The organism is Thalassotalea fusca (genome assembly GCF_053485835.1).
The window spans coordinates 18,114-40,108 of record NZ_JBQRUN010000023.1; the positions used below are offsets into that span (position 1 = coordinate 18,114).

General features: G+C 43.0%; 16 protein-coding genes. 11 read left to right on the plus strand and 5 right to left on the minus strand.

Annotated features, from left to right (window positions below):
* The first annotated feature begins 103 nt into the window (after positions 1-103).
* Positions 104-850 (plus strand): TIGR00266 family protein, encoded by a 747-nt coding sequence (locus ACSLUK_RS18255; RefSeq protein ID WP_448550230.1) that lies wholly within the window; start codon positions 104-106, stop codon positions 848-850.
* Positions 851-897: 47 nt separating this feature from the next.
* On the opposite strand, the gene ACSLUK_RS18260 is transcribed toward ACSLUK_RS18255, so the two are convergent.
* Complete coding sequence (locus ACSLUK_RS18260) at positions 898-1,062, minus strand: hypothetical protein (protein ID WP_448550231.1); 165 nt, start codon at positions 1,060-1,062, stop codon at positions 898-900.
* Positions 1,063-1,176: 114 nt separating this feature from the next.
* On the opposite strand from ACSLUK_RS18260, the gene ACSLUK_RS18265 reads away from it, so the two are divergent.
* Both ACSLUK_RS18265 and ACSLUK_RS18270 read left to right on the plus strand, forming a co-directional pair.
* On the plus strand, positions 1,177-2,103 hold the full coding sequence (locus ACSLUK_RS18265; RefSeq protein ID WP_448550232.1) for a LysR substrate-binding domain-containing protein: 927 nt from the start codon (positions 1,177-1,179) through the stop codon (positions 2,101-2,103).
* Positions 2,100-2,699, plus strand: coding sequence for an acyl carrier protein phosphodiesterase (locus tag ACSLUK_RS18270; RefSeq protein ID WP_448550233.1), 600 nt, complete (start codon positions 2,100-2,102; stop codon positions 2,697-2,699). The genes ACSLUK_RS18265 and ACSLUK_RS18270 overlap by 4 nt, the downstream gene beginning before the upstream one ends.
* On the opposite strand, the gene ahpF is transcribed toward ACSLUK_RS18270, so the two are convergent.
* Both ahpF and ahpC read right to left on the minus strand, forming a co-directional pair.
* Entirely contained in the window at positions 2,696-4,261 is a 1,566-nt protein-coding gene (ahpF, locus tag ACSLUK_RS18275; RefSeq protein WP_448550234.1) for an alkyl hydroperoxide reductase subunit F, read from the minus strand. The genes ACSLUK_RS18270 and ahpF overlap by 4 nt on opposite strands.
* Before the next feature lie 92 nt (positions 4,262-4,353).
* On the minus strand, positions 4,354-4,923 hold the full coding sequence (gene ahpC, locus ACSLUK_RS18280) for an alkyl hydroperoxide reductase subunit C (RefSeq protein WP_448550235.1): 570 nt from the start codon (positions 4,921-4,923) through the stop codon (positions 4,354-4,356).
* 214 nt (positions 4,924-5,137) lie between these two features.
* Between ahpC and ACSLUK_RS18285 the strand changes: the two genes are divergently transcribed.
* From ACSLUK_RS18285 to ACSLUK_RS18310, 6 genes are all read left to right on the plus strand, one after another.
* Positions 5,138-6,490, plus strand: coding sequence for a sigma-54-dependent transcriptional regulator (locus tag ACSLUK_RS18285; protein ID WP_448550236.1), 1,353 nt, complete (start codon positions 5,138-5,140; stop codon positions 6,488-6,490).
* Positions 6,477-7,781: a sensor histidine kinase gene (locus ACSLUK_RS18290; RefSeq protein ID WP_448550237.1), complete on the plus strand. Its 1,305-nt coding sequence runs from the start codon at positions 6,477-6,479 to the stop codon at positions 7,779-7,781. The genes ACSLUK_RS18285 and ACSLUK_RS18290 overlap by 14 nt, the downstream gene beginning before the upstream one ends.
* 337 nt (positions 7,782-8,118) lie before the next feature.
* Positions 8,119-9,366, plus strand: a complete 1,248-nt coding sequence (locus tag ACSLUK_RS18295; protein WP_448550238.1) for an efflux RND transporter periplasmic adaptor subunit — start codon at positions 8,119-8,121, stop codon at positions 9,364-9,366.
* Positions 9,367-9,457: 91 nt separating this feature from the next.
* Positions 9,458-10,162, plus strand: a complete 705-nt coding sequence (locus tag ACSLUK_RS18300) for an ABC transporter ATP-binding protein (RefSeq protein WP_448550239.1) — start codon at positions 9,458-9,460, stop codon at positions 10,160-10,162.
* Positions 10,163-10,269: 107 nt separating this feature from the next.
* Positions 10,270-12,615: an ABC transporter permease gene (locus tag ACSLUK_RS18305; RefSeq protein ID WP_448550240.1), complete on the plus strand. Its 2,346-nt coding sequence runs from the start codon at positions 10,270-10,272 to the stop codon at positions 12,613-12,615.
* A gap of 3 nt (positions 12,616-12,618) precedes the next feature.
* Positions 12,619-15,018, plus strand: coding sequence for an ABC transporter permease (locus ACSLUK_RS18310; RefSeq protein WP_448550241.1), 2,400 nt, complete (start codon positions 12,619-12,621; stop codon positions 15,016-15,018).
* Between the two features lie 253 nt (positions 15,019-15,271).
* On the opposite strand, the gene ACSLUK_RS18315 is transcribed toward ACSLUK_RS18310, so the two are convergent.
* Both ACSLUK_RS18315 and ACSLUK_RS18320 read right to left on the minus strand, forming a co-directional pair.
* Positions 15,272-15,715 carry a hypothetical protein gene (locus tag ACSLUK_RS18315; RefSeq protein ID WP_448550242.1) on the minus strand — a complete coding sequence of 148 codons (444 nt, stop codon included), beginning with the start codon at positions 15,713-15,715 and terminating at the stop codon, positions 15,272-15,274.
* Positions 15,716-15,856: 141 nt separating this feature from the next.
* On the minus strand, positions 15,857-17,671 hold the full coding sequence (locus tag ACSLUK_RS18320) for a M61 family metallopeptidase (RefSeq protein WP_448550243.1): 1,815 nt from the start codon (positions 17,669-17,671) through the stop codon (positions 15,857-15,859).
* 279 nt (positions 17,672-17,950) lie between these two features.
* Between ACSLUK_RS18320 and ACSLUK_RS18325 the strand changes: the two genes are divergently transcribed.
* Positions 17,951-19,213 carry a sterol desaturase family protein gene (locus ACSLUK_RS18325; protein WP_448550244.1) on the plus strand — a complete coding sequence of 421 codons (1,263 nt, stop codon included), beginning with the start codon at positions 17,951-17,953 and terminating at the stop codon, positions 19,211-19,213.
* 62 nt (positions 19,214-19,275) lie between these two features.
* Positions 19,276-21,726: a TonB-dependent receptor gene (locus tag ACSLUK_RS18330; protein ID WP_448550245.1), complete on the plus strand. Its 2,451-nt coding sequence runs from the start codon at positions 19,276-19,278 to the stop codon at positions 21,724-21,726.
* Positions 21,727-21,995: the final 269 nt, after the last annotated feature.

Here is a 21,995-nt window from a genome sequence, read left to right on the forward strand (position 1 = left end):
GCCACTATAGAAAGATTGTAAATAAATATTGATGAATATTCGCTGAACAAAAAACTATGTCATAGTTAAGCAAATAAAAATGTTACGAAAAAAGGAAACAGCTATGACAAGTCATGAGATTGATTACGAAATTATCGGTCATTCAATGCAAATGGTAGAAGTAGAGTTAGATCCGCAAGAGTCAGTGATAGCGGAGGCTGGCGCGATGAATTATATGGAAGAAGGCATAGAATTCGAAACCAAAATGGGCGATGGCTCTGATGCAGAACAGGGGCTTATGGGTAAGTTATTCTCTGCTGGCAAGCGCATGTTAACCGGAGAATCTGTTTTCATGACGCATTTTACCAACAATGGCTATCAAAAACATCGGGTCGCATTTGCAGCGCCCTATCCAGGTTCAATTATTCCTATCGATCTTGCTGAGCAGGGTGGTAGTGTTATTTGTCAAAAGGATGCATTTTTGTGTGCAGCATTAGGGACGAAAATTGACATCGCATTTAACAAAAAGTTAGGGAGTGGTTTTTTTGGTGGTGAGGGCTTTATTCTTCAACACCTAGTTGGCGATGGCAAAGCGTTTGTTCATGCTGGTGGTACAGTCGTTGAGAAGCGCTTAAACGGTGAAACACTAAAGCTTGATACAGGCTGTTTAGTCGCATTTAGTGAAGGTATTAGCTATGACATTGAAATGGCGTCTGGGCTGAAAAGCATGTTTTTTGGCGGAGAAGGACTGTTTCTAGCGACTCTCAGCGGTCATGGTACGGTGTGGATACAGAGTTTACCGTTTTCGCGATTGGCTGATCGCATTATTCAACATGCACCTAGCCTTGGCGGTCGTTCACAAGATGAATAGCGACGTTACAGGCCGACATCGAATAGGTGTTGGCCTGCAATCTCGTACTATTTTTGACGTACAACATAAGATAAGTCCAGCTTATTAGAAATGCGTTGAAGCCAAGCCTCAATTCTTATCATTTTCATTTGTTGTCTGTTTGTTTTATCAACTGTTTCACATGAAACCTTAGATTCTTTTTCATTGTATAGTGTTAAATTTGGGCTATTCATTAATTTATCCTCATGCTTATTTTCTAACTTAGGTATATTTTTGCGTAGCTAGGCTAGACAAGCCAACGATCAAATATTAACTTTAATATAAGTAAAACTTATTCATTGGCACCCATGGACAAACGGCTAAAGTATTTAAATGCTCTTCATTGTTTTGAAAGTGCAGCCCGACATCAGAGCTATAGTGCGGCAGCGGAAGAGTTGTTTGTTTCTCAGGCGGCAATTAGCCAGCAAATGCGCACGCTTGAAAACGCGCTGGATATCAAGTTGTTTGTTCGCCATGGGCGGCAAATGCTATTGACGCAACATGGCGAGACGTTATTTAACGCGTGCCGTCAAGGATTTGAACATATCGTTCAAGGGTTAAATCGCATTCAATTAGAAGGGATCCCTGGTGATTTAACGGTTACGTCAACACACGCTTTTGCGACGTCTTGGATCATGCCAAGATTGTATAAGTTTTCTGCGCAGTATCCTGACATCAATGTCAATATTTTGGGCTCTAATCAAGTGGAGGACCTAAAGAAGAAACACTTAGACTTGGCGATCCGGTTTGGTCCAATCGAGCGACTCAATGCAGGAGGCACGCTTGTTTGTGAACCTTTTGGCGAAGATTATGTTTATCCGGTTTGCAGCCCAGAATTAAAGCAACGAATGACATTGTCTCATCCGCGTGATTTGCTCAATTGCCGTTTGGTAAGTTTAGCTAACGAACGTGATATTACTTGGGAAAAGTGGTTTGAAGTAGCTGGTGTGACTGAGTGTCGTAAGAACAAGCTGTCATCTATGGTTACTTCTGGTGACATGGCACTGAGCGCGGCACTGAGCGGGCATGGTGTAACTTTGGCTGCTGGCGTATTGTTTTCGCCCTATATCATGACGGGGCAGCTGATCTTTCCGTTCAAGATTCAGCATCCTGAAACATTACGCCGTTATTTGGCATACGACCCTCAATCACCAAGAATTCAACGTATTCAGTTGTTTAATCAATGGTTGCAGGAAGAAATGCTACAATCTGATCAACTTTTAACTCAAATATGAATTTTCTCGCCCACGCGCATTTAGCTAACGTCACACAAAGCTCCATTACAGGCAATTTGCTTGGTGATTTCACTAAGGGCATTGATATTACTCGTTTGCCTGTTTCATGGCAGCTTGGTATCAAGCTTCATCGCAAAATTGATGTTTATACAGATCAACATCCTGCGATTAAAACTTGCCGTGTAGAGCTAGCTGAGCTTCGTCGCTATGGCGGGATTATTGTCGATATTATTGCTGATCATGTCGTCGCGAAGCATTTTGAGCGTTTTCATGACGAATCACTAGCGCAGTTCAGTTTGAAGGTTTATCGTGAATTAGCAAGCGAACGTGAGCACTTGCCTTCACGTTTTCAAGAGGTAAGTGGGCGAATGATTGAAGGTAATTGGCTTGAAAGCTACCGGCAAGTGAAATCCGTTAAACTGGCACTGGCGCGTACTGCTAATCGATTGTCTTCAAAACCGCCTTTAGCAGATGGGTTAGCTTGGTATCTGGCTAACCCACAAGAGATTGATGAGCGACTACTAGGCTTTTATCAATCTCTGATCGACTATAGCCAACAAGTTTATTCGCAATTAGAACTTGGGGCTAACACTTAGGCGGCTTTTTCTGCTGAAACGTCCTGACGTATCAAGTAGTCGAAAGCACCTAAACTAGCATTGGCTCCATCTCCCATCGCAATAATAATTTGCTTAAACGGGGAATTGGTCACGTCACCCGCAGCAAATACGCCCGCCATAGAGGTTTCACCACGCGAGGAAGTAATGATTTCACCACGTTCACTAACGTCAATGGCATCATTTAGCCACTCAGTGTTAGGCACTAGCCCTATCTGGACAAATATTCCCGCGAGTGCCAACTGCAGATGTTCGCCTGTTTCTCTATTTTGATAAGTCAAACCTGTTACTTTATCGCCGTCGCCAACGACTTCTGTGGTCATTGCGTTAGTGATAATGTCAACATTGGCGAGTGAACGCGCTTTTTTCTGGAGCACAGCGTCGGCTCGTAATTTGCTGTCAAACTCCAATACTGTCACGTGTTCAACAATTCCCGCGAGGTCGATTGCCGCCTCGATGCCAGAGTTTCCACCGCCGATTACGGCCACACGTTTGTTCTTAAATAGTGGCCCGTCACAATGTGGACAATAAGCGACCCCAGCACCTTTATACTCGATTTCTCCCGGTACGTTCATTTGTCGCCAGCGTGCGCCTGTCGCTAGAATTACGCTTTTGCTTGATAGGGTCGCGCCACTTTCGAGTTCGATATGAATCAATTCATCTCGTCTTATACTTTTGGCGAGTTGGTCAGTCATTATGTCGACTTCGTAGTCTCTTACGTGCTCTTCAAGTTGTGCTACGAGCTTCGGTCCTTCGGTCGCCTTAACTGAAATAAAGTTTTCAATACCAACAGTATCAAGTACCTGGCCGCCAAATCTATCAGCGACTATGCCTGTTTTAATACCTTTTCTTGCTGCATATACCGCGGCTGAGGCGCCCGCGGGTCCACCGCCTACTACCAATACATCAAAGATATCTTTAGTATTGAGTACCTGAGCTTGTTTAGCCGCCGCGTTCTTGTCTACTTTCTTAAGAACCTCGGCTAAAGAGATCCTACCTTGGGCAAATGACTGTCCATTTAAGAAAACACTGGGTACTGACATGATATTGCGTTTTGATACCTCGTCTTCAAACAATGCACCGTCAACCATTGTATGTGTAATGTTCGAATTTAGCACAGCCATCATATTGAGCGCTTGAACAACATCAGGACAGTTTTGACAGCTCAATGACACATAAGTCTCAAAATGAAAGCTTCCTTGTAATGAACGCACTTGGGCTATGTCGTCTTCAGATATCTTGATTGGATGACCTCCGCTGTGGAGCAGTGCTAAAACTAGCGAAGTAAATTCATGACCTAAAGGAACACCGGCAAAACTAATGTTACTGCCTTTTTCGCCTATCACGGTGAGAGATGGAATACGGGCGTTTTGGTCAGTAGAACTTTCCAAACTAATGAGTGGTGACAGTGAAGTAATTTGCTGTGCCAGTGTTAATAATTCTTTTGATTTCTTGCTCTCATCTACTGCAATGCTTAACGTGATTGGCAAGGTCAGTTTGGTTAAATAGGTATCTAGCTGTTTAATAAGTGCTTGGTCTAACATCGTTATTTCCCGTTATTTATTGCGATTACTCGATGGAGAATAAGTGGTCTGCGATAGATTCATCGCAGACCTTAAAGTTAAGTGGCCAACGATTAGATTTTGCCGACTAAATCTAAAGACGGTGCTAATGTTTCTTCGCCTGGCGTCCACGCCGCAGGACATACTTCACCGTCATGCTCTGCAACATACTGCGCAGCCTGAATTTTTCTCAGTAGCTCAGCAGCTGAGCGGCCAATGCCAAGGTCGTGAACTTCCGCAATCTTTATTTCACCTTCTGGGTTAATTACAAAGGTGCCGCGAAGTGCTAAGCCTTCTTCTTCAATCATCACACCAAAATTGCGAGAAATCTTGCCCGTTGGGTCGCCAATCATCGGGAATTTAATTTTACTAATAGTGTCTGAAGCGTCATGCCATGCCTTGTGGGTAAAGTGTGTGTCTGTCGACACTGAGTACACCTCAACGCCCATAGACTGAAGTTGTTCATAATAGTCTGCCATGTCACCTAATTCGGTTGGACAGACAAATGTGAAATCAGCAGGGTAAAAGAAAACCACAGACCACTTATTTTCTAGGTCTTGTTCACTTACTTCAACAAACTCACCGTTATGAAAAGCGGTCGCGTTGAATGGTAATATTTTGGTATTGATAATTGATTGAGTCATTTCGTGTTCCTCATATTTATATTTTGTTTGAATATCAGCTTGTGCAGATATTCATATCGTTGATTACGAAACCAATGTTAATCTCAGTAGGTTGATTAATAAAATTGAATGATTAGATTGTAATGATAGTAAAAAGCGATTGATGGTTGATTCGTACCTGTAAATTGCAGTAACTTGAACGACAAAATACATTTGTCCGATAATGGGAAAGCACTTGGCAAACATACTCGTCGTTGATGATCGCAGTGATATTCGGCTTAGTCTGGCGTTATTACTTGAAGATAATGGCTACACTATTTTTGAAGCAGATAATCCGCAAATGGCACAGGTGGTGATCAAGCAAGAAGCCATAGATGTAATAGTGCTTGATATGAATTTTACGCTAGATACGACTTCTGGCGAAGAAGGTCTTGGTTTCTTAAGGTGGCTGAAAGAAAGCGAGATCGCGATCCCCGTGGTCGCAATGACAGCATGGACAAATACAGAACTTGTTGTGCAGGCAATGAAGGCTGGCGCCAGCGATTTCATTGAAAAACCGTGGCGTAACAAGCAAATGCTACATGCGATTGAGCAGCAATTGTCCATTCAATCACTTCAGCAAGAAAATGCGAAATACAAGCAATTGTTTAATGATAGTGGTGATGAGCACTACGTGTGGCAGTCAACCGCAATGACTGGTCTGTTCAAAAAAATAGAGGCAGTTGCCGATACGGATGTTTCGGTTTTATTTACGGGTGAGAATGGTACAGGTAAGTCTGAATGTGCGCATTATCTTCATCGACTATCAGGCCGGAATGACGGAACATTTGTTTCGGTAAACATGGGCGCGATCACTGAGACTTTGTTCGAAAGTGAAATGTTTGGGCATAAAAAAGGGGCATTTACCGATGCAAAAGCCGATCGTATTGGACGATTTGAATTAGCCAAAGGTGGAACATTATTCTTAGATGAGATCTCAAACATTCCTGTTTCTCAGCAAAACAAGTTGTTACGGGTGCTAGAGTCTGGTGAATACGAAGCGGTTGGCTCGAACAAAACGATGAAAGCGGACGTACGAATCGTTAGCGCAACCAATGCTGACTTAGCTAGTCTCATTTCACAAGGCGACTTTAGGCAAGATTTGTATTTTAGGTTAAATACTATCGAATTGGATATCCCGCCGTTAAGAGCACGAAAAAGTGATTTATTGCCGCTAGCAGATTATCTTATTCAAGGCTTCGCACGCCGTTACCAGCGCAATGTTAACGGTCTGAGTACGTCAGCTCAAAGCGCAATAAAATCATATGCTTGGCCTGGCAATGTCAGAGAGATGAGGCACTTGATTGAACGTGCGGTATTGTTGGCATCGTCTGACACTATTGAAGCTGAAGACTTACACATATCCTCTGTAGCGAATGCTTCAACTCTTGAAAATACACTGCCCATGATGACGTTGGCCGAGGCAGAAGTTAATTTATTAAAACAAGCGTTAATACAAACGGATAATCATGTTGCTAATGCAGCTAAACTCGTTGGATTAACTAAGTCTTCCATGTATAGACGACTGGAAAAATATGGCCTCAGCTAATCCGATATCGCTAGAGCGATATATCAGTTTTCACTTGCTGTTACTAAGTACAATCATCGTTTCACTTGTTGCTGCATTGTGTTGGTTTTACGCAGTGCCAGTGGCGTGGAATATCATTGCCTGTCTATTTGTTATTGTAATGCTAGCAAGGTTCATTTTGTCTTTTCGCCGCAAAGTGTTACAAGCGTTTAATCGTGCGACATTGCACTTAGATGCAATTGCTAATGAGGACTATAATCAGTTTGCTAAATCGAGTTTTCGTGAAGGAAAAGTCGCCGAATTTCACCAACAACTGCGACAGCTAAGTGAATACTTACAACACCAAAAGTCACGCTATGATCAGCATGCATTTCTGGTATATCAGCTAATCGCTCAATTGGATACACCAGTACTTGTATTTAATCAAAAGCAGCAACTTACATCGAGTAATGATGCGTTTGAGCACTTATTTGGTCAGCCTTGGCAAGTCTATCGTCATTTCACGCCTGAACGATTAGGGTTGACATTGTTGAGGGGAAACTGGGGTTTTAAAGACTCTGGCAAGCAGAGCAAATGGCAGATCCGACATAGTGACTTCATTAACGAGGGACAAACCTACCAATTATTTGTATGTATTAACATAGAATCTGCGCTCAGAAAGCATCAGCTCGAGGCATGGCAACAATTGATACGTGTATTAAGCCATGAAATTAGAAATTCGCTGACGCCAGTTTCATCTATGGCAGAGTCTTTGGCCGATAGAAGCAAATCGCCACGTGAGAAGCAGGCATTAACCGTGATCACTGAACGATGTCAGCATTTACAACGGTTTGTTGAGCGTTATTCGTCTTTATCCCAAAAATATGCACTATGTTGCGGTTGGATTAATGCTAGCGAACTCGTTCAGGCCATTACGACATTATTTAAAGGCGAACATGAACAAGGTAAAGCTCTGTCATTTGAGTTAGATTTGGCAGTTGAACGCTTTTGGGGGGATGCAAACTTCTTAGAACAAGTGCTAATCAATTTAATCAAAAACGCCTACGAAGCAGAAGCCAGCAAAGTATCAATAGCGCTCACTGATCAGGAAGCATTTACTATTATCGAAATTAGCGATGACGGACACGGTTTTGCCAACCTTGATAATGTATTCGTCCCATTGTATACCACCAAAACTGATGGTCAGGGTATAGGATTGAATTTTTGCCGCAATGTCGTCGAGCAGCACAATGGGGTACTCGAAATGACTAACAACGAGCAAGGTGGTGCGACGGCAATGATTATTTTACCTCACTCGACGCATGCCGCCTAATGGCAGGTAGTCTAGTTCATAGCTATACGCAGCGCTAAACAATTGTATGGTTAGGTCTTGGCACTTTTCGACAACAGAGAGTAGTGTTTGTTAATTTTTCACCATATAGCGCGTTACGTTGTTTCCTCTTATTAACGTTATTCTCTAAATCTAGGATAACACCTGCAATAAGCTGTCAATAAAGCAGTCCGAAAATGGGAATGGTTTAAGTCCGTTTTCGGGAATTGTGCGATAAAGATGACACCGCTTTCTTTCTTAATTGTTGTTTTAAAAGGTTTAATGTGTTTGGCATGGCAATCGCTTTAACATGGTTAAGTTGTGTAAACATGAGAAAGCTATGGATGTTGTAAAGCATGCCAAACCCCGCTCGATATTAAATCAAAAATGGGTGGTTGGCAGTGTATTAATTGTGGTGATAGTTGCGATTCTATTGGTTATTCGTCAATCAGTAACACAGGTAACGCTGTCTAAAAAAGACTTGCTGATCACGGAGGTAAAACGCGGTGATATTGATGTCACGGTGACGGGTTATGGCAGTCTAACAACTGACAAGCTACAGTTGCTGACTGCATTTTCTCAGGCGACTGTTCAAGAGATCGTATTAAAGCCTGGGGCAGTGGTGACGGCTGATAGCATCATAGTAAAACTTGCTAATCCTGAGTTGGAACAAGCAAAAACGAGTGCTGAGCAAGAGTTATCACAGGCTTTGGCCAATCTTAGGCAGCTGAAAGTGAATCATAAACGAGAACTTTTGCAGGAAAAGGCTAGGCTTGCTGAATTGGCAGCACTGCATGAAAGTGCACTGCTTAAAAAGAATGCGGAAGCGCAGTTAGTAGAGCAGGGAATTGTTTCAGAACTCACATTTAAAGAAAGTGTCTTGCGCGAAAGTCAATTAGCGAGACGTATCGCACTATTCAAAGAACAAAATGCGCAACTGACCAGCGTTCACATTGAGGCAATCAATATCGCCAATGACAGAGTAAGTCAGCAACGCGGTATGTTAGCCGTTGCACAAGATCGGGTTGATAAATTAATGATCAAAGCTGGTATCGATGGTGTATTGCAGCACCTATCTGTTTCTTTGGGACAGAGTTTGAATGCGGGTCAAGAAGTGGCACTAATTGGGAGTACTAGTGAGCTCATTGCATTAGTAAGAGTACCGCAAAGCCAGGCGAGTCTTGTGATGATTGGTCAAAAGGCACTAGTTGATACGCGACTAGACGTTGTGGAAGGACAAGTGGTACGTATCGACCCAATCGTGTCGAATAATACAGTAGAAGTAGAAATCTCATTGCCGAACGAATTGCCGACAAGTGCTCGCTTGCAGCAAAACGTCGATGCAGAGATTATTTCTAAGTCGTTAACCGATGTACTCTATGTGCAACGTCCTGCAAATACACATGCAAAAAGCGAAGGAAATTTTTATCGAATTACACCAACGGGTGATAGTGCATCACAGGTGGCAATCAAATTTGGCGAAAAAGCAGGGAAGTTCATCCAAATTGTACAAGGTGTGACCGAAAGCGATACGTTAATTATTAGTGATTTGTCGAACTACAAAGCTGAAAACATATCACTCAATTGATCAAGCGGTATACAAACGAAATAAAAGTGCGTTGAATCTGATAACACATTCAAGTGCCAGACAAAGTTAAATGAACACAGGAAAGATTAGAATGAAAAAGCAAGTATTGGACATGCAAAACATTGCAAAGGTTTTCGAAACTGAAGAAATGGAAACTCACGCTTTAAAAAACGTGAACTTATCAATTTATGAAGGAGATTATGTCGCTATTTCTGGCCCATCTGGCTGTGGTAAATCGACACTATTGTCGATTATGGGGTTGTTGGATGTTGCAACGAGTGGTGTATACAAGATTGACGGTGTCGACGTCACAAGTTTGAACCTCGATCAGGCGGCCAAGATTCGCAATGAAAAAATTGGGTTTATCTTTCAATCGTTTAATTTGATTGACGAACTGTCGGTGTTTGACAATGTCGCTTTGCCACTTCGTTATAACGATAACAAGCCAACTAGCAGCGAAATCCAACAACGCGTGATTGCTTGTTTAGAGCAGGTTGGTTTAAGCCATCGTACAAATCACCGTCCTAATCAATTGTCAGGTGGACAGCAGCAACGTGTTGCAATTGCCAGAGCGCTGGTTGCGCAACCTACGGTGTTACTTGTCGACGAACCTACGGGTAACCTTGACTCGAAAAGCGGGGATATGGTGATGGATGTATTAGCTGAATTGAACAAACAAGGTACGACTATTTGTATGGTGACCCACGATCCGCGTTATGCAGATATGGCCAGCACGCAAATACGCTTGCTTGACGGCACTATTCTTGGCGCTCCGCAAGCACAGTTAGCAAGCTAACTTACTCAAATATTCGATCGATTGGCATTGTAGAAATGTATTTATTTATAAGACAAATTCAGCACGCGTGGCATGGTCTCAAACACCGACCAGGGTTGCTGTTTAATATGACATCATCTATTGGTTTGACACTAGGCGCGCTGGTTTGTGCGTTGACGTTAGTGTACTTGATGGTTTATCACCCACTCAGTTTCCCTAAGCATCAACAACTCCACCTATTAACAGCCACATGGCTGGACGATATGAGTCAGCCGCAATCAAAAGGGATTGCGCATGAACAGGCTGAATACTTGTATAAACAACGTTCGTCAGATGCCGACATTGCGCTGAGTTATAACATCACAGACGTTATAACCTCGCTGCCAAGTCAGCCCGCGGTTGAGACCAACTATGTCACTGATAACTGGTTTCAAATGCTAGATGTTGGTGTGCACATTGGTGATTTACCACAGATGGGCAAATCGCTAGATGATGTAACGCCACAAGCTTTGATTAGTTACCAATTATGGCAATCGCACTTTGCTGGGCAAAGAGAAGTCATAGGTGAGTCAATCACCATTCGCGGCATAAATCACAAAATCGTTGGTGTGATGGAGGCAAGTTATCGTGATCCGGAAATTTTTGATATAGGGCGTGACGTTGACGTATGGCTAAATTGGAACCTTAATTGGAGTAAACAAATGGGGTGGCAGAACTGGCAAGATCCAGATGAAGCTGTACGCATATTGTTTATGTCACCTCCAGACAAAAAGAATAATCAGGCTGCGATGCTCAATAGCTTGCTAAATGAGGCTTGGACGATGCAAGTGGCAAACGTATCAGGCTATGATGGTTGGTCGCTCTCTTTAAATGCCATTGCATTGCAAACAGCCATATATGGTGACCAATCAATGCTCATTTATATGACGTCTTTAGCCTGTTTAGGTCTATTCGTGATTTGCATTGCAAACACTACCAATTTGTTATTAGCTCGAACGATTGAGCAGCACTTTAGTCTATCAATTCAAGCGGCGCTTGGTGCGAGGCCAAAGCATATTAAACAAGCAATACTCGCTGAAATTCTTGTCATCATGTTCTTTACATTACCTGTTAGCCTAATGACTACCGCCGCGGGCTTTCAAGTTGTGCAAATCTATCTTGCGGACCTAATGCCTAGAGCTAACGAGTTAATGATAGGAAGTTCAAATGTCCTGCTTACGTTATCCATATTGCTTGTGGTTAGTGCGATCTTTACGTTTTTATGTGCGCGAGTGGTCAATTACCGCCAGCTAAATTCGGCTTTGGCCAGTAGTGGTAAAGGTGTAAGTGCCCAAATATCGCAACGGACACGTCGCAACCTGATTATTAGCCAGGTGAGCATTGCGAGCCTATTATTGTTCGTCAACATCAACATAATGCAGTCAGCGATACAATCAGTAATAGCACCCTCTACATTGTCGTTAGACGACAGATGGCAATTGCGTTTGACTGCGCAAAATCCGACGTTAATGGATAAAGCAACAACACGTCAGTCTTTGGACGAATTCAAAAGCGCCTTGCAGATGCACCCCGCGGTAGCACAGGTTAGCCAGTCCCTTTCGCCATTGATTTGGTCGGGAACATTCCCTTTTGTCATGGTCGACAGTAATGAACAATTTTCACCACAGGCCAAATTCATTGATGAAGAATATTTTTCAGTGCTTGATCAGCCACTTATTGAGGGAGATAACTTTACTCGTGATCAAATAAGAGCTAGGGATAGCGTGGTCATAGTCAACGATGTATTAGCTCAGCAACTTTCGCCATCTGGCACTGTTATTGGTAAACAAATGCAGTTTTGGGGGCGTCACCATACAATCATCGGTGTTGTGAAAGGCACGAAAAAACCTAATGAGTTACATGTGCCGCCGATGCGCTATACACCTGATCGAGGCGAGCGTCCAGTATTTATCGTGCAATTTAAAGCAGGGCATCAGTTAAGCAAAGCGGCTATGCTGCAGTTTATTGAACAGGCAACATCACAGTTCACCCTGTTTTCTTATAGTGAATTGAAAAGCGATCACGATCGTTTGTTATTTGCGGAATATACCAGTTTAGTGATTTCAATTGTTTTGACAATTCTCACGGTATTTTTGGCGGGCATTGGCTTGTATGGTGTCCTTGAATATAGCAGTCAAATGCGCAAACGGGAGTTTGGTACAAGGTTCTCACTAGGGGCTAAGCGCGTTGATATTATTCGACTTGCTTTAGTAGACAACGGAAAACCTGTTATCGCTGGAATTACACTTTCTGCGCTAATCATCGGCTTATTAAGCCCCTGGCAAGGATATATCTTACCCAACCTGAATGCTTCTCACATACTGCTGGCTGTATTTTGCACCGTTGCATCTTGTGTGAGCATTGGCGCTATATCCAGCTATCTACCTGTAAGGGCGATTATTAACCAACCCATAAGTCATAGTTTGAAGGGGTAGCTAATGGCAATGTATTTATTTTTTATTCGTCAAACGTGTGCGGAACTTGCGCACAAGAAAGGGTTTACGGCTACCGTTATCCTAACAATGAGTCTCGCGTTAACTGCGTTTATGCTGGTAAGCACACTCATGTATACGGTGTTTTACAAGCCGTTGCCGTATCCTAATGCAGACCAACTGACGATAGTAGAGCATCAACTTATAAATGATTCTCAAGAAATTGACGGAAACGCATTTATTTATCCCAATCTGGCATATTTATATGAAAATCAATCGGTTTTAGATAACGGAACCATGGCCTATTTTGATGCCGATGTCGTCACGTCACATTCAGAACAACCTATGGTAGAGATAAGTTATGTGACACCTGAATGGTTTTCATTGTTTCCTGCCGAGATGTTGCTAGGGCGCTCATTTGAAGCAACAGAACAACTTAATAGTTACAATCCTGTCGCTATCCTAACATACGATAATTGGCGAGATAACTTTGCCAGCAACACCAATATCATTGGTCAGTCGATTACCTTTGGTGGGAGATCTTATCAAGTTGTCGGAGTGCTATCTCAATACTATCAAGCGCCAAAACTACTGGGTGCGTGGAGCAACGTTGGCCTGTACATTCCGTGGGACTTTAATTCGGTGAGTGAACGAGATCGACAAAGTTGGGGTAATGACGATAGCGGGTTGAAGTTTATTGGGAAATTCAAAGATACCTTGTCAGTTACTCAGGCCAATCAGCACATCACAACACTGATCAATGGCAAATGGCAGCAGCAAGTGGCGAGCGAAAACTTTTTCAAAGGCTGGTCAGTACGTTTGTCACTTCATTCGTTGCAAGATGTAGTTACTGGACCAGCACAGGAGAGTCTTAGATTACTGGCTGTAGGAGTGGTCGGCCTAGTACTTATATCCTTTATTAACATCGCCAACTTATTCACTGCACAGCAATCGTCTCAGAGTCAAAACATGGCGATAGCCGCAGCTGTTGGTGCCACTAAACGACATATTGCATTGCAAATATTCACGCAAGCCTTTTTACTAATGAGCATTGCCAGTGGTGTCGCGGTAGTTGCATCGTTCACATTGTTGCCATGGATAGCAAACATACTTACCGACTATTTCCCACGAGCGAATGAGTTATCAATTTATTGTGAAGTAATGGCTATTTCCTTATTGGTTGCGTTGGTTGTTGCAATTGGGTTATCGGCCATTTCGGCGCGTGCTATTAATTATCGCAAACTGCAACAATACCTATCTGGAAGTGGTAAAGGTACGAGCATACAAGTATCAGCGCGTGTGAGAAAAGCAATGATTAGTTCGCAGGTGGCGATTGCTAGTTTGTTGTTGTTTATCAATATCTCACTCGTACTTGATGGAATAGCACTACTTAACAAGCCGCTTGGTTATCAGCCTGATAACCGCTCATTTGCCGTATTGGCATTGCCTGATGCCAATGCTTCATTGCGCAGTGACGTAATGAAAAACGTTATAACCGAATTGAAATCTTTGCCGATGGTGGTCGATGTTAGTCAGGCACTGAGGCCATCGTCGTTTTTTACGAGCGGTATGACCAGCATTTCTACCAACAAGAGCCATTCGTGGCGGACTAAGCCGGTTGACCATCGATATTTTTCACTGATGGAATATGAATTTGTTGACGGAGATGATTTTACGCAACAAGAATTTGAGGGGAGCGAACGTCTTGCGGTGGTCAATCAGTCACTTGCCAACATATTAGCTAGCGAAGGCGATGTTATTGGCTACACCTACACCAACGGATTAAGAGTGATTGGCATTGTTAAAGATATCTTGGTACCGGGTGAACGAGAGAGTTCGCCGCGCATGTATGTACTATCTTTACCTTCACGCAACATGATGATTGTACAAACGCATGACGGGCAGGCACTACCTCGTGACCTACTTATACAGACGATAAAGCAAGTGGATCCGCAGCTGGCGCTGTTTAGTTATGAGTCCCTGACTGAGAACCGTGATAACCGACTACTACTTAGTAAAGTGACGATTTATAGCGCATTGGCAATTACATTGATTACGATCTTCTTGTCGGCGATTGGACTTTACGGAGTGTTTAACATGACGAGCCAAATGCGACAAAATGAACTCGCTATACGTATGGCGGTAGGCGCTAGAAGGGCCACAATTGTGCAACAGTTAGTCTCGGAAAATACTATCACTGCCATGATTGGCGTTGGATTATCAGTTTTCTGTGGATTCGTACTTTATTCGGTAGATATGGTGTTACCCGAGGTTATTGCGATGCGATATTTAAGTACGGGCCTGCTGTTTACGTTGTTGTTCGTTGCTACGATACTCATCAGTTCGACATATCTGCCATTGCGTCGACTATTTACGCAGCCTTTGAAAAATATCATTGCAAATTAAATGGTTAAACAAAATTAGTGAATTCGGTTGTTAAGGGTTGTACGAAAAACGCTCCGTTGTAATGACAATTGCGGAGCACCCAAAAATGGCGAATAGGGCGCTATATTGGCTCGATCAAGCTTAGGTTAAGCGTTCGCAGTGAGTGGTTGATAAGTACCGCGCACTATGTCAGCGCATTGCGCAATCTGATATTGCCGATTTTATCGTCGCCTGAATGGTGCTGGCGATACATTTTCAGTGAACCTGTAAATTGTTAACCAAAAAATTGGCGAAGTTTGTCAAATATACTTGAGGGTTCGTTGGCAGCCTCAACGTATTGGTAAGTTTCGTCAAGTAACTTAACACGTAGTGAATAAGTACCGCCGTGACCCCATGGCCACCAAATTGCGACAATTGCTGGTGTTTGTTCGTGTGCCGGCAACGTAAACAACTTTTGTTCTTTCGTTAGTCGACTTAGGTCTCCTAATTGCATTTTTAGGGCTGAAGGCATGAAGCGAATTGATGTTTTGTCCCACTCGTGGGGGAATCGTTCACGTAAACTCGCTAATACACCATCTGAGCGGTTCTGCGCAAATTCAGATAACATGGCAGAAAAACGATCATCCCAGCGCCATTTAAGTGTTTCATCAAGTTCGTTACTCAACTCAGCACGACAGTGGTAGGTTAACTGTTCTATTTCAGTTTGTTTGTATCTCACGACTTCTTCCAATTTACTACCCTGTGGTCATTCTATGAGTATTCTATGACAGTATTGTGACTCATGGTCATATTTAATCCAGCAGTATGAAACTCTCAAGGCAATTACGATGAGAGTTTCGGCCAATGCTAGTAACTTGAATTATAGCTTTTCAGCCCCTAGCCAGCTGGTCAAAAACGCCTGTTGTTGTGTTGATAATTCTTCCCCTTCCTTGCGTTCTAATCTTACGCTGGGGTCGGCTATAAATGTGATTTGCTTGGTCACAGTAATGCCGCGTTGAATGTATTCGATGGTTGTACTGTCACCCACGTTAAATTGTGCTAAGGCCTTGCGCCACAAGTCATTCGAACGGATGGTTCTTCGTCCTAGCTTAACGATTTGATCACCACGTTCAACGCCTGCTAAATATAATGGCGAGCCCACTTTGATTGCTTTGCTGACTATCGCATCATCACCATGAAAATTTAAGCTTACTTGACCTACATATGCGCTTTCAGTATCAGCTTGTTTTACCTCGATGCCAGCTGCGGCTAACAAGGATTCAAAGTCAGGCTTAGTTTGCCCGTAGATGTGATCTGAGAAGAATTTGTCCACAAACCGACTGTCGTCCAATACTTTTGCCAGTGTGTTTTTTAGATCATCACGTGTGTAAGGTTTTTCGTGCTGGCCGAAATCTTGCCACATAGCACGCATGTAGTCGTCTAGCGATTTTCCCGGAAATTCTGCGCGAATTGATAAATCGAGCGCTAATGCCATTGCGCGACCATAGATATAGTAACTAAAGAAAATATTACTGAAGTTAGTTTTGTCGATAGAAGTGCCGGCATCAGTAAATGTCGCTAACATACTCGCGCCTTCAGGCGTAAAGTAAAGGCGTCCTGGGTACTGTTGTGCTTGGTTAACAATGGCTGTGACCGTTTTCAGGTATTCGTCGATAGTCGACTGTTGTGCGCGGCGCATGATGAGACGATCATAGTAAGTGGTAAACCCTTCGGCAAACCACAAGTTGCGTGACATGTTGTGACTACTAAAATTGAATGGTTCCAAGTCTTGCGGTCGGATGCGTTCAACATTCCATGCATGAAAGAACTCATGCGATAGCGTACTCAGTTGGCTATATTCTGCTTCGTCTAATGACATGCTTTTGGTCAATATGGTCGAGTTTCTGTGCTCCATGCCGTCATTATTTACATGAGGCAAATAACACGCGATAAAGGTGTACTCACCGTAATCAAACGAAGGCGCACTACCATAAAGTTTAATCTGTTCATCAACAACCGCCTTCGCCATGTCAGCATATTTATCAACATCTTCAGATATCCCATCATGGTGCACGGCTAAATTGATGGTATAACTTTTCTGATCAGGAGAAGTCACTTGCCAAGAACGCACATCATGATCGCTGAGCTCAATAGGACTATCCATGAAGTACGCTAGATTAGGTGCAGTAAATTCATAGCGTCCTTTGCCTTTAGGTAATTGAGTAGCTACTTTCCACTTGGAATCAAAAGGTTGAAATTTTATCGTGATTGGATCTTGCTCTAATCCTGTTGCCCACATAAAACTTGCCGGAATATTCATGTGAGCATGTGTACGATCAATCTGTGTATAGGTTCCATCGGCACGGTCACCAAACAAGGTGTAAGTAATCGTAACTTCGCCATCATGGCCAGACACATGCCACTGATATGGGTTGGGTCGTTCGATCTGAAGCGGTTGGCCAACACTATTAACAGCGGTAACGTTGTATACGTTCTTGGCAAATTCATGCAGTGCATATCGGCCTGGAGATGATCGGCTCATCTGCACTTCGAGTAATGGCGATTGAAGGTTAGTATACGTTACCGATACTTGTGCTTCGTGGTGAGGTGCGTTGTCGAACGACACTTGATAATGTGTATCTGCGAAAGCCGAAGCACTCAAAAATGCACTACCGATAGCGATGATTTTCTTCATATACTAACCTGATTGTATCCTTATTCAATTACCTATGAGTGTATAAATTATCGGGTTGTAAATACAGCGATAATTGCAACTAATACTGCCTCGAACCGCTGATAGTTCAGAGTGATACAGTGTCAGTTTATAGTTTATTCATGCCGCTTCACCGTTAGCGCCTGATACCTTCTCGTTGCTAGTAGATGGTCTGTACGGTCAATAGTTGTCGTTTCATGGTCAATATTTTTAGCATGGTTCTCCGTACAGTAAACAGTATCGTTTAAACAGGAACTCACCATGAACTTTATCTTGGCGGCTATTCCGCTCTTCTTGTTGCTGATTATTATTGAACTTGCCGTCGATCGCTATCGTGGTACAGGCTACTATCGTTTCAACGATGCAATAAACTCGTTAAACCTTGGCATTTTTAGTCGAGTGACGGGAATATTGAAGGCGGCAATTCCATTTTCGGTGTATTACCTTTTATACGAAAATTACGCATTGTTTACTTTTAACCAAGACAATATTTGGTTTTGGCTCACTGCGTTCGTGCTATATGACCTTGCGTATTATTGGATACACCGCTTAAATCATCGTGTTTCCGTTATGTGGGGATCGCATGTAGTTCATCATTCGAGTGAAGAATACAACCTCACCACTGCGCTAAGACAAACCAGTACGCCTAGCCTTTTGGGTTGGGTAATTGTGCTCCCGTTGGCGTACGTAGGTATTAGCCCTGTGCTATTGCTTGCGTGCGCCTCACTTAATTTGATTTATCAGTTTTGGGTGCACACTCGTCATGTCGACAAAATGCCGACTTGGTTTGAAGCCATTTTTGTTACGCCAAGTCACCACCGCGTGCATCATGCGCTTAACCGAGATTACATCGACAAAAACTTTGGCGGCGTCTTAATTCTTTGGGATAAACTGTTCAACTCATTTCAAGCTGAAAAATCCGAAATTAATACGGTTTACGGTGTAAGCCAGCAGCTAAAAAGTTGGAACCCTTTGTGGGCGAATTTTCAAGTGTACCTCTTGTTGTGGCAAGACGCGTGGCGAACACGCAACTGGCGCGACAAAATTAAGGTTTGGTTTATGCCACCGGGCTGGCGACCAGACGATGTAAAGCAAGATTATCCGCGCAAGTACGTAACCACTAAAACGATGCATAAGCTTAAATATGATGTCGACATCTCACATGCGAGAAAGCAATATTTAGCTTGCCAATACCTTGTGTTTTTATTGGGAATTGTTGGGTTATTGTTGGGCGCTGGTCAAAATTCGCTACTCACCAATCTTACACTTTGCGTCGCTGCCACTATTAATCTTGTCATTATTGGCTGGATACAGGCCGGTCGACCCTATGCATTATTCGCAGAATGCATTCGTTTATTTTTATCATCAGCCGCCGTGGTCTGGCAGTTGCCTGAAGCATATCGCCACATGGCAATGATCTCTGCACTCGTTTATATCGTCGTTTCAATTAGCTTTATAAAACTTTATGTCAAAGTGCGAGAAGATAATATTTTGTCAAATAAAGATACCGTCATAACACAATAAAAAAACAATATTAAATTAAAAAAATAACAACAATCAGCATTCGTAGTTTTGGGGAGAAGTAAGTGAATCTGTATGGTTTTCAAAAAGGAAATAAACAAAAAACGTTATTACGCATAGGGAAATTAGCGAGCGCTATTGCCGTAGCATTATCACCACAGCTCGTGTTGGCACAAGAGGCAGCACAGCAAAATACCTACAATGAAATTGAAGTCATTGAAGTGAGTGCGCAACGTCGGGTTGAAAGTATTCAAGCGGTACCCATTGCCATATCGGCATTTTCCGATGAAACACTACGCAAGCTAGGGGCTGAAAATCTCAATGATCTGGGGCTATTTACGCCGGGGCTTGAGACGAATAATGCTACAGCAACGCAAACAACGTTTAATATTCGTGGCATTACGACCAATGACTTTGGTATAGGATTAGATCCTGCGGTTGCTGTGTATATTGATGGGGTGTACGTTGGGAGACGCGGTACTTCTAATCTCAACTTTAACGACATCGAGCGAGTAGAAGTGCTCAAAGGTCCACAGGGAACATTGTTTGGTCGAAACTCTGCTGCGGGCGCGGTTAATATTTTAACTAAGAGACCAGTTGACGATACTGAAGGCAGTTTACAACTTACCTTGGGCAACTATGATAAAGTCAAGCTAGAGGCGAGCTACAATACGCCGCTGAGCGATTCTGTGGCGATGCGCACGAGTGTGGTGAGGAATTATCGTGGGGGCTATGTCGATGTTGTTGGGCAACGAGACAAAATTGGCAATAACAATGATTGGTCATTTCGCAACGATATTCTATGGCAAGTGAATGACGACTTAGAAGCGATTCTACGCTTTGATATTTCTGAAATTGATCAAGACTCTCGCCCTGCCGCAACGCTGAATACCGCTTATGGTTCAGGCGACCCATATGGCGCGGTAGAAACCGATTGGGAAGATAACAAAGAAGTCCGAGATGCAAGAGGGCTGTCTTTAGAGGTTAACTACGATGTAGGTAATATGCTGTTTACCTCAATTACTGCATATCGAGATTTTACGCGTTACAACGCAATGGAAGACGATGGCAGTGCGTTTGACCGAGCGTACTTTGGCAGTATTTTAGATGAAGAACAGTCACAATTCTCGCAAGAATTTAGGCTAACTGGCGCAACAGAACAACTTAAGTGGACATTAGGTGCGACATACTTTGATGAAGACATGACGCAGGATACGCATGCGAACTTTAACTTTCAAACGTTAGATGGGTTTGCGTTAACCAATGCGGGAGTTGATCCATCGTTGATACCGTCGATTCAACCCGGATTAGGTATGGCCGGCTTTTTTAGCCAGATTATACCTGCACAAACCATTGCCGAAATAATGGCAGGTACACCGCTGCAACCAGAGCATGTGCTAGGGATTTTGGTGCTCAATAATTATGGGCGTCCTTTCAACGAGTTTACGCAAAATCGTAGCCAGACTAAAAGCTATGCGATTTATGGCGACGGTACTTATAGCCTCACTGACAAGCTCGATTTAACACTCGGATTAAGATATAGCGTCGACAAGAAGATCTTTGACATCAATACGCAGTATCAAAATACCATCGATATGGCGTTTCAGGGGGTTGAGGATATTCCAATTGGTTTGGCGTTTTCAGTACCAACACAATCACAACAAAGCGATAAGTGGAGCAAGTTAACCCCTAGGGTCGTACTTGACTATCAATGGACGCCGCAACTAATGACTTATGTAAGTTATGCAGAGGGCTTTAAGTCTGGCGGATACAACACATTAGGCCTTGCACCACCAGTAGACGAAGAAACTGTTAAAAGTACAGAAGTTGGGATGAAGTCGTTCTGGTTTGAGCAAAAGTTAAAGTTTAATTTGTCCGCATTTCATTACGATTACAACGATTTGCAACAGCATGAGTTAGACGGCCCTGCGGGTACCGTACCCACATATAACCTTCGAAATGTCGATGCCAAAGGACAAGGGATTGAGCTAGAAACACAATGGCAAGTGACGCCTCAACTTATCTTAAGCGCTAATTATGGTTATTTAGATACTGAGTACACTAAATGGGGCTTATTTCCATGGGAAGACTCGGTTGAGGAGAGTGATTCACTGCTAGGTGAGCCAATTTCCGGCATGCCAAAACATAACGTATATTTGGCCGCCGATCATACAATTAGCCTAGAAAGTCACTTAATTAACTTTCATTTAGACTGGGTGTACACCAGTGAGCGCCAAACCGATATTGATGGGCCGTCTCTGCCTGTGTTGCCATATAATCCGAGTGAGGTCAAAGGTTTAACTGATGATAACCGCATTGATAGCTATGGCCTTTTGAATGCGCGTATTTCATTGCTGGATGAAGACGGCCGTTATCGCATCAGTGCTTACGTTGATAATTTACTCGATGAAGAGTATTTGTTGGGTATTGGTGGACAAGCGATGGCGGTGGGCTCACCTATTGCAAACCGAGGTTTACCTCGTATGTTTGGGGTAGAGTTTAACTACCAGTTTTAATTTTATACCAATCCTTTATGCGGATTGGTATTACCCATCAAAGCTAGCTTAACTCAAACGCTGTTAATCGCGGTTAACAGCGTTTTTTTATTGACCTTCGCTAAGCCATTATCCTGATTGCTGGTTGGCAATGTAAGCAATAATACCAAGTGAAATAAATATTTGACCAGTTCAGAGCTATGTCAGGGAAGTTAGAACAAAGCAAATTGATGCTGTTGTAGTCATTCTCCATCAAAGAAATTTGTGAAGTTATCACTTTCCTGACAAGC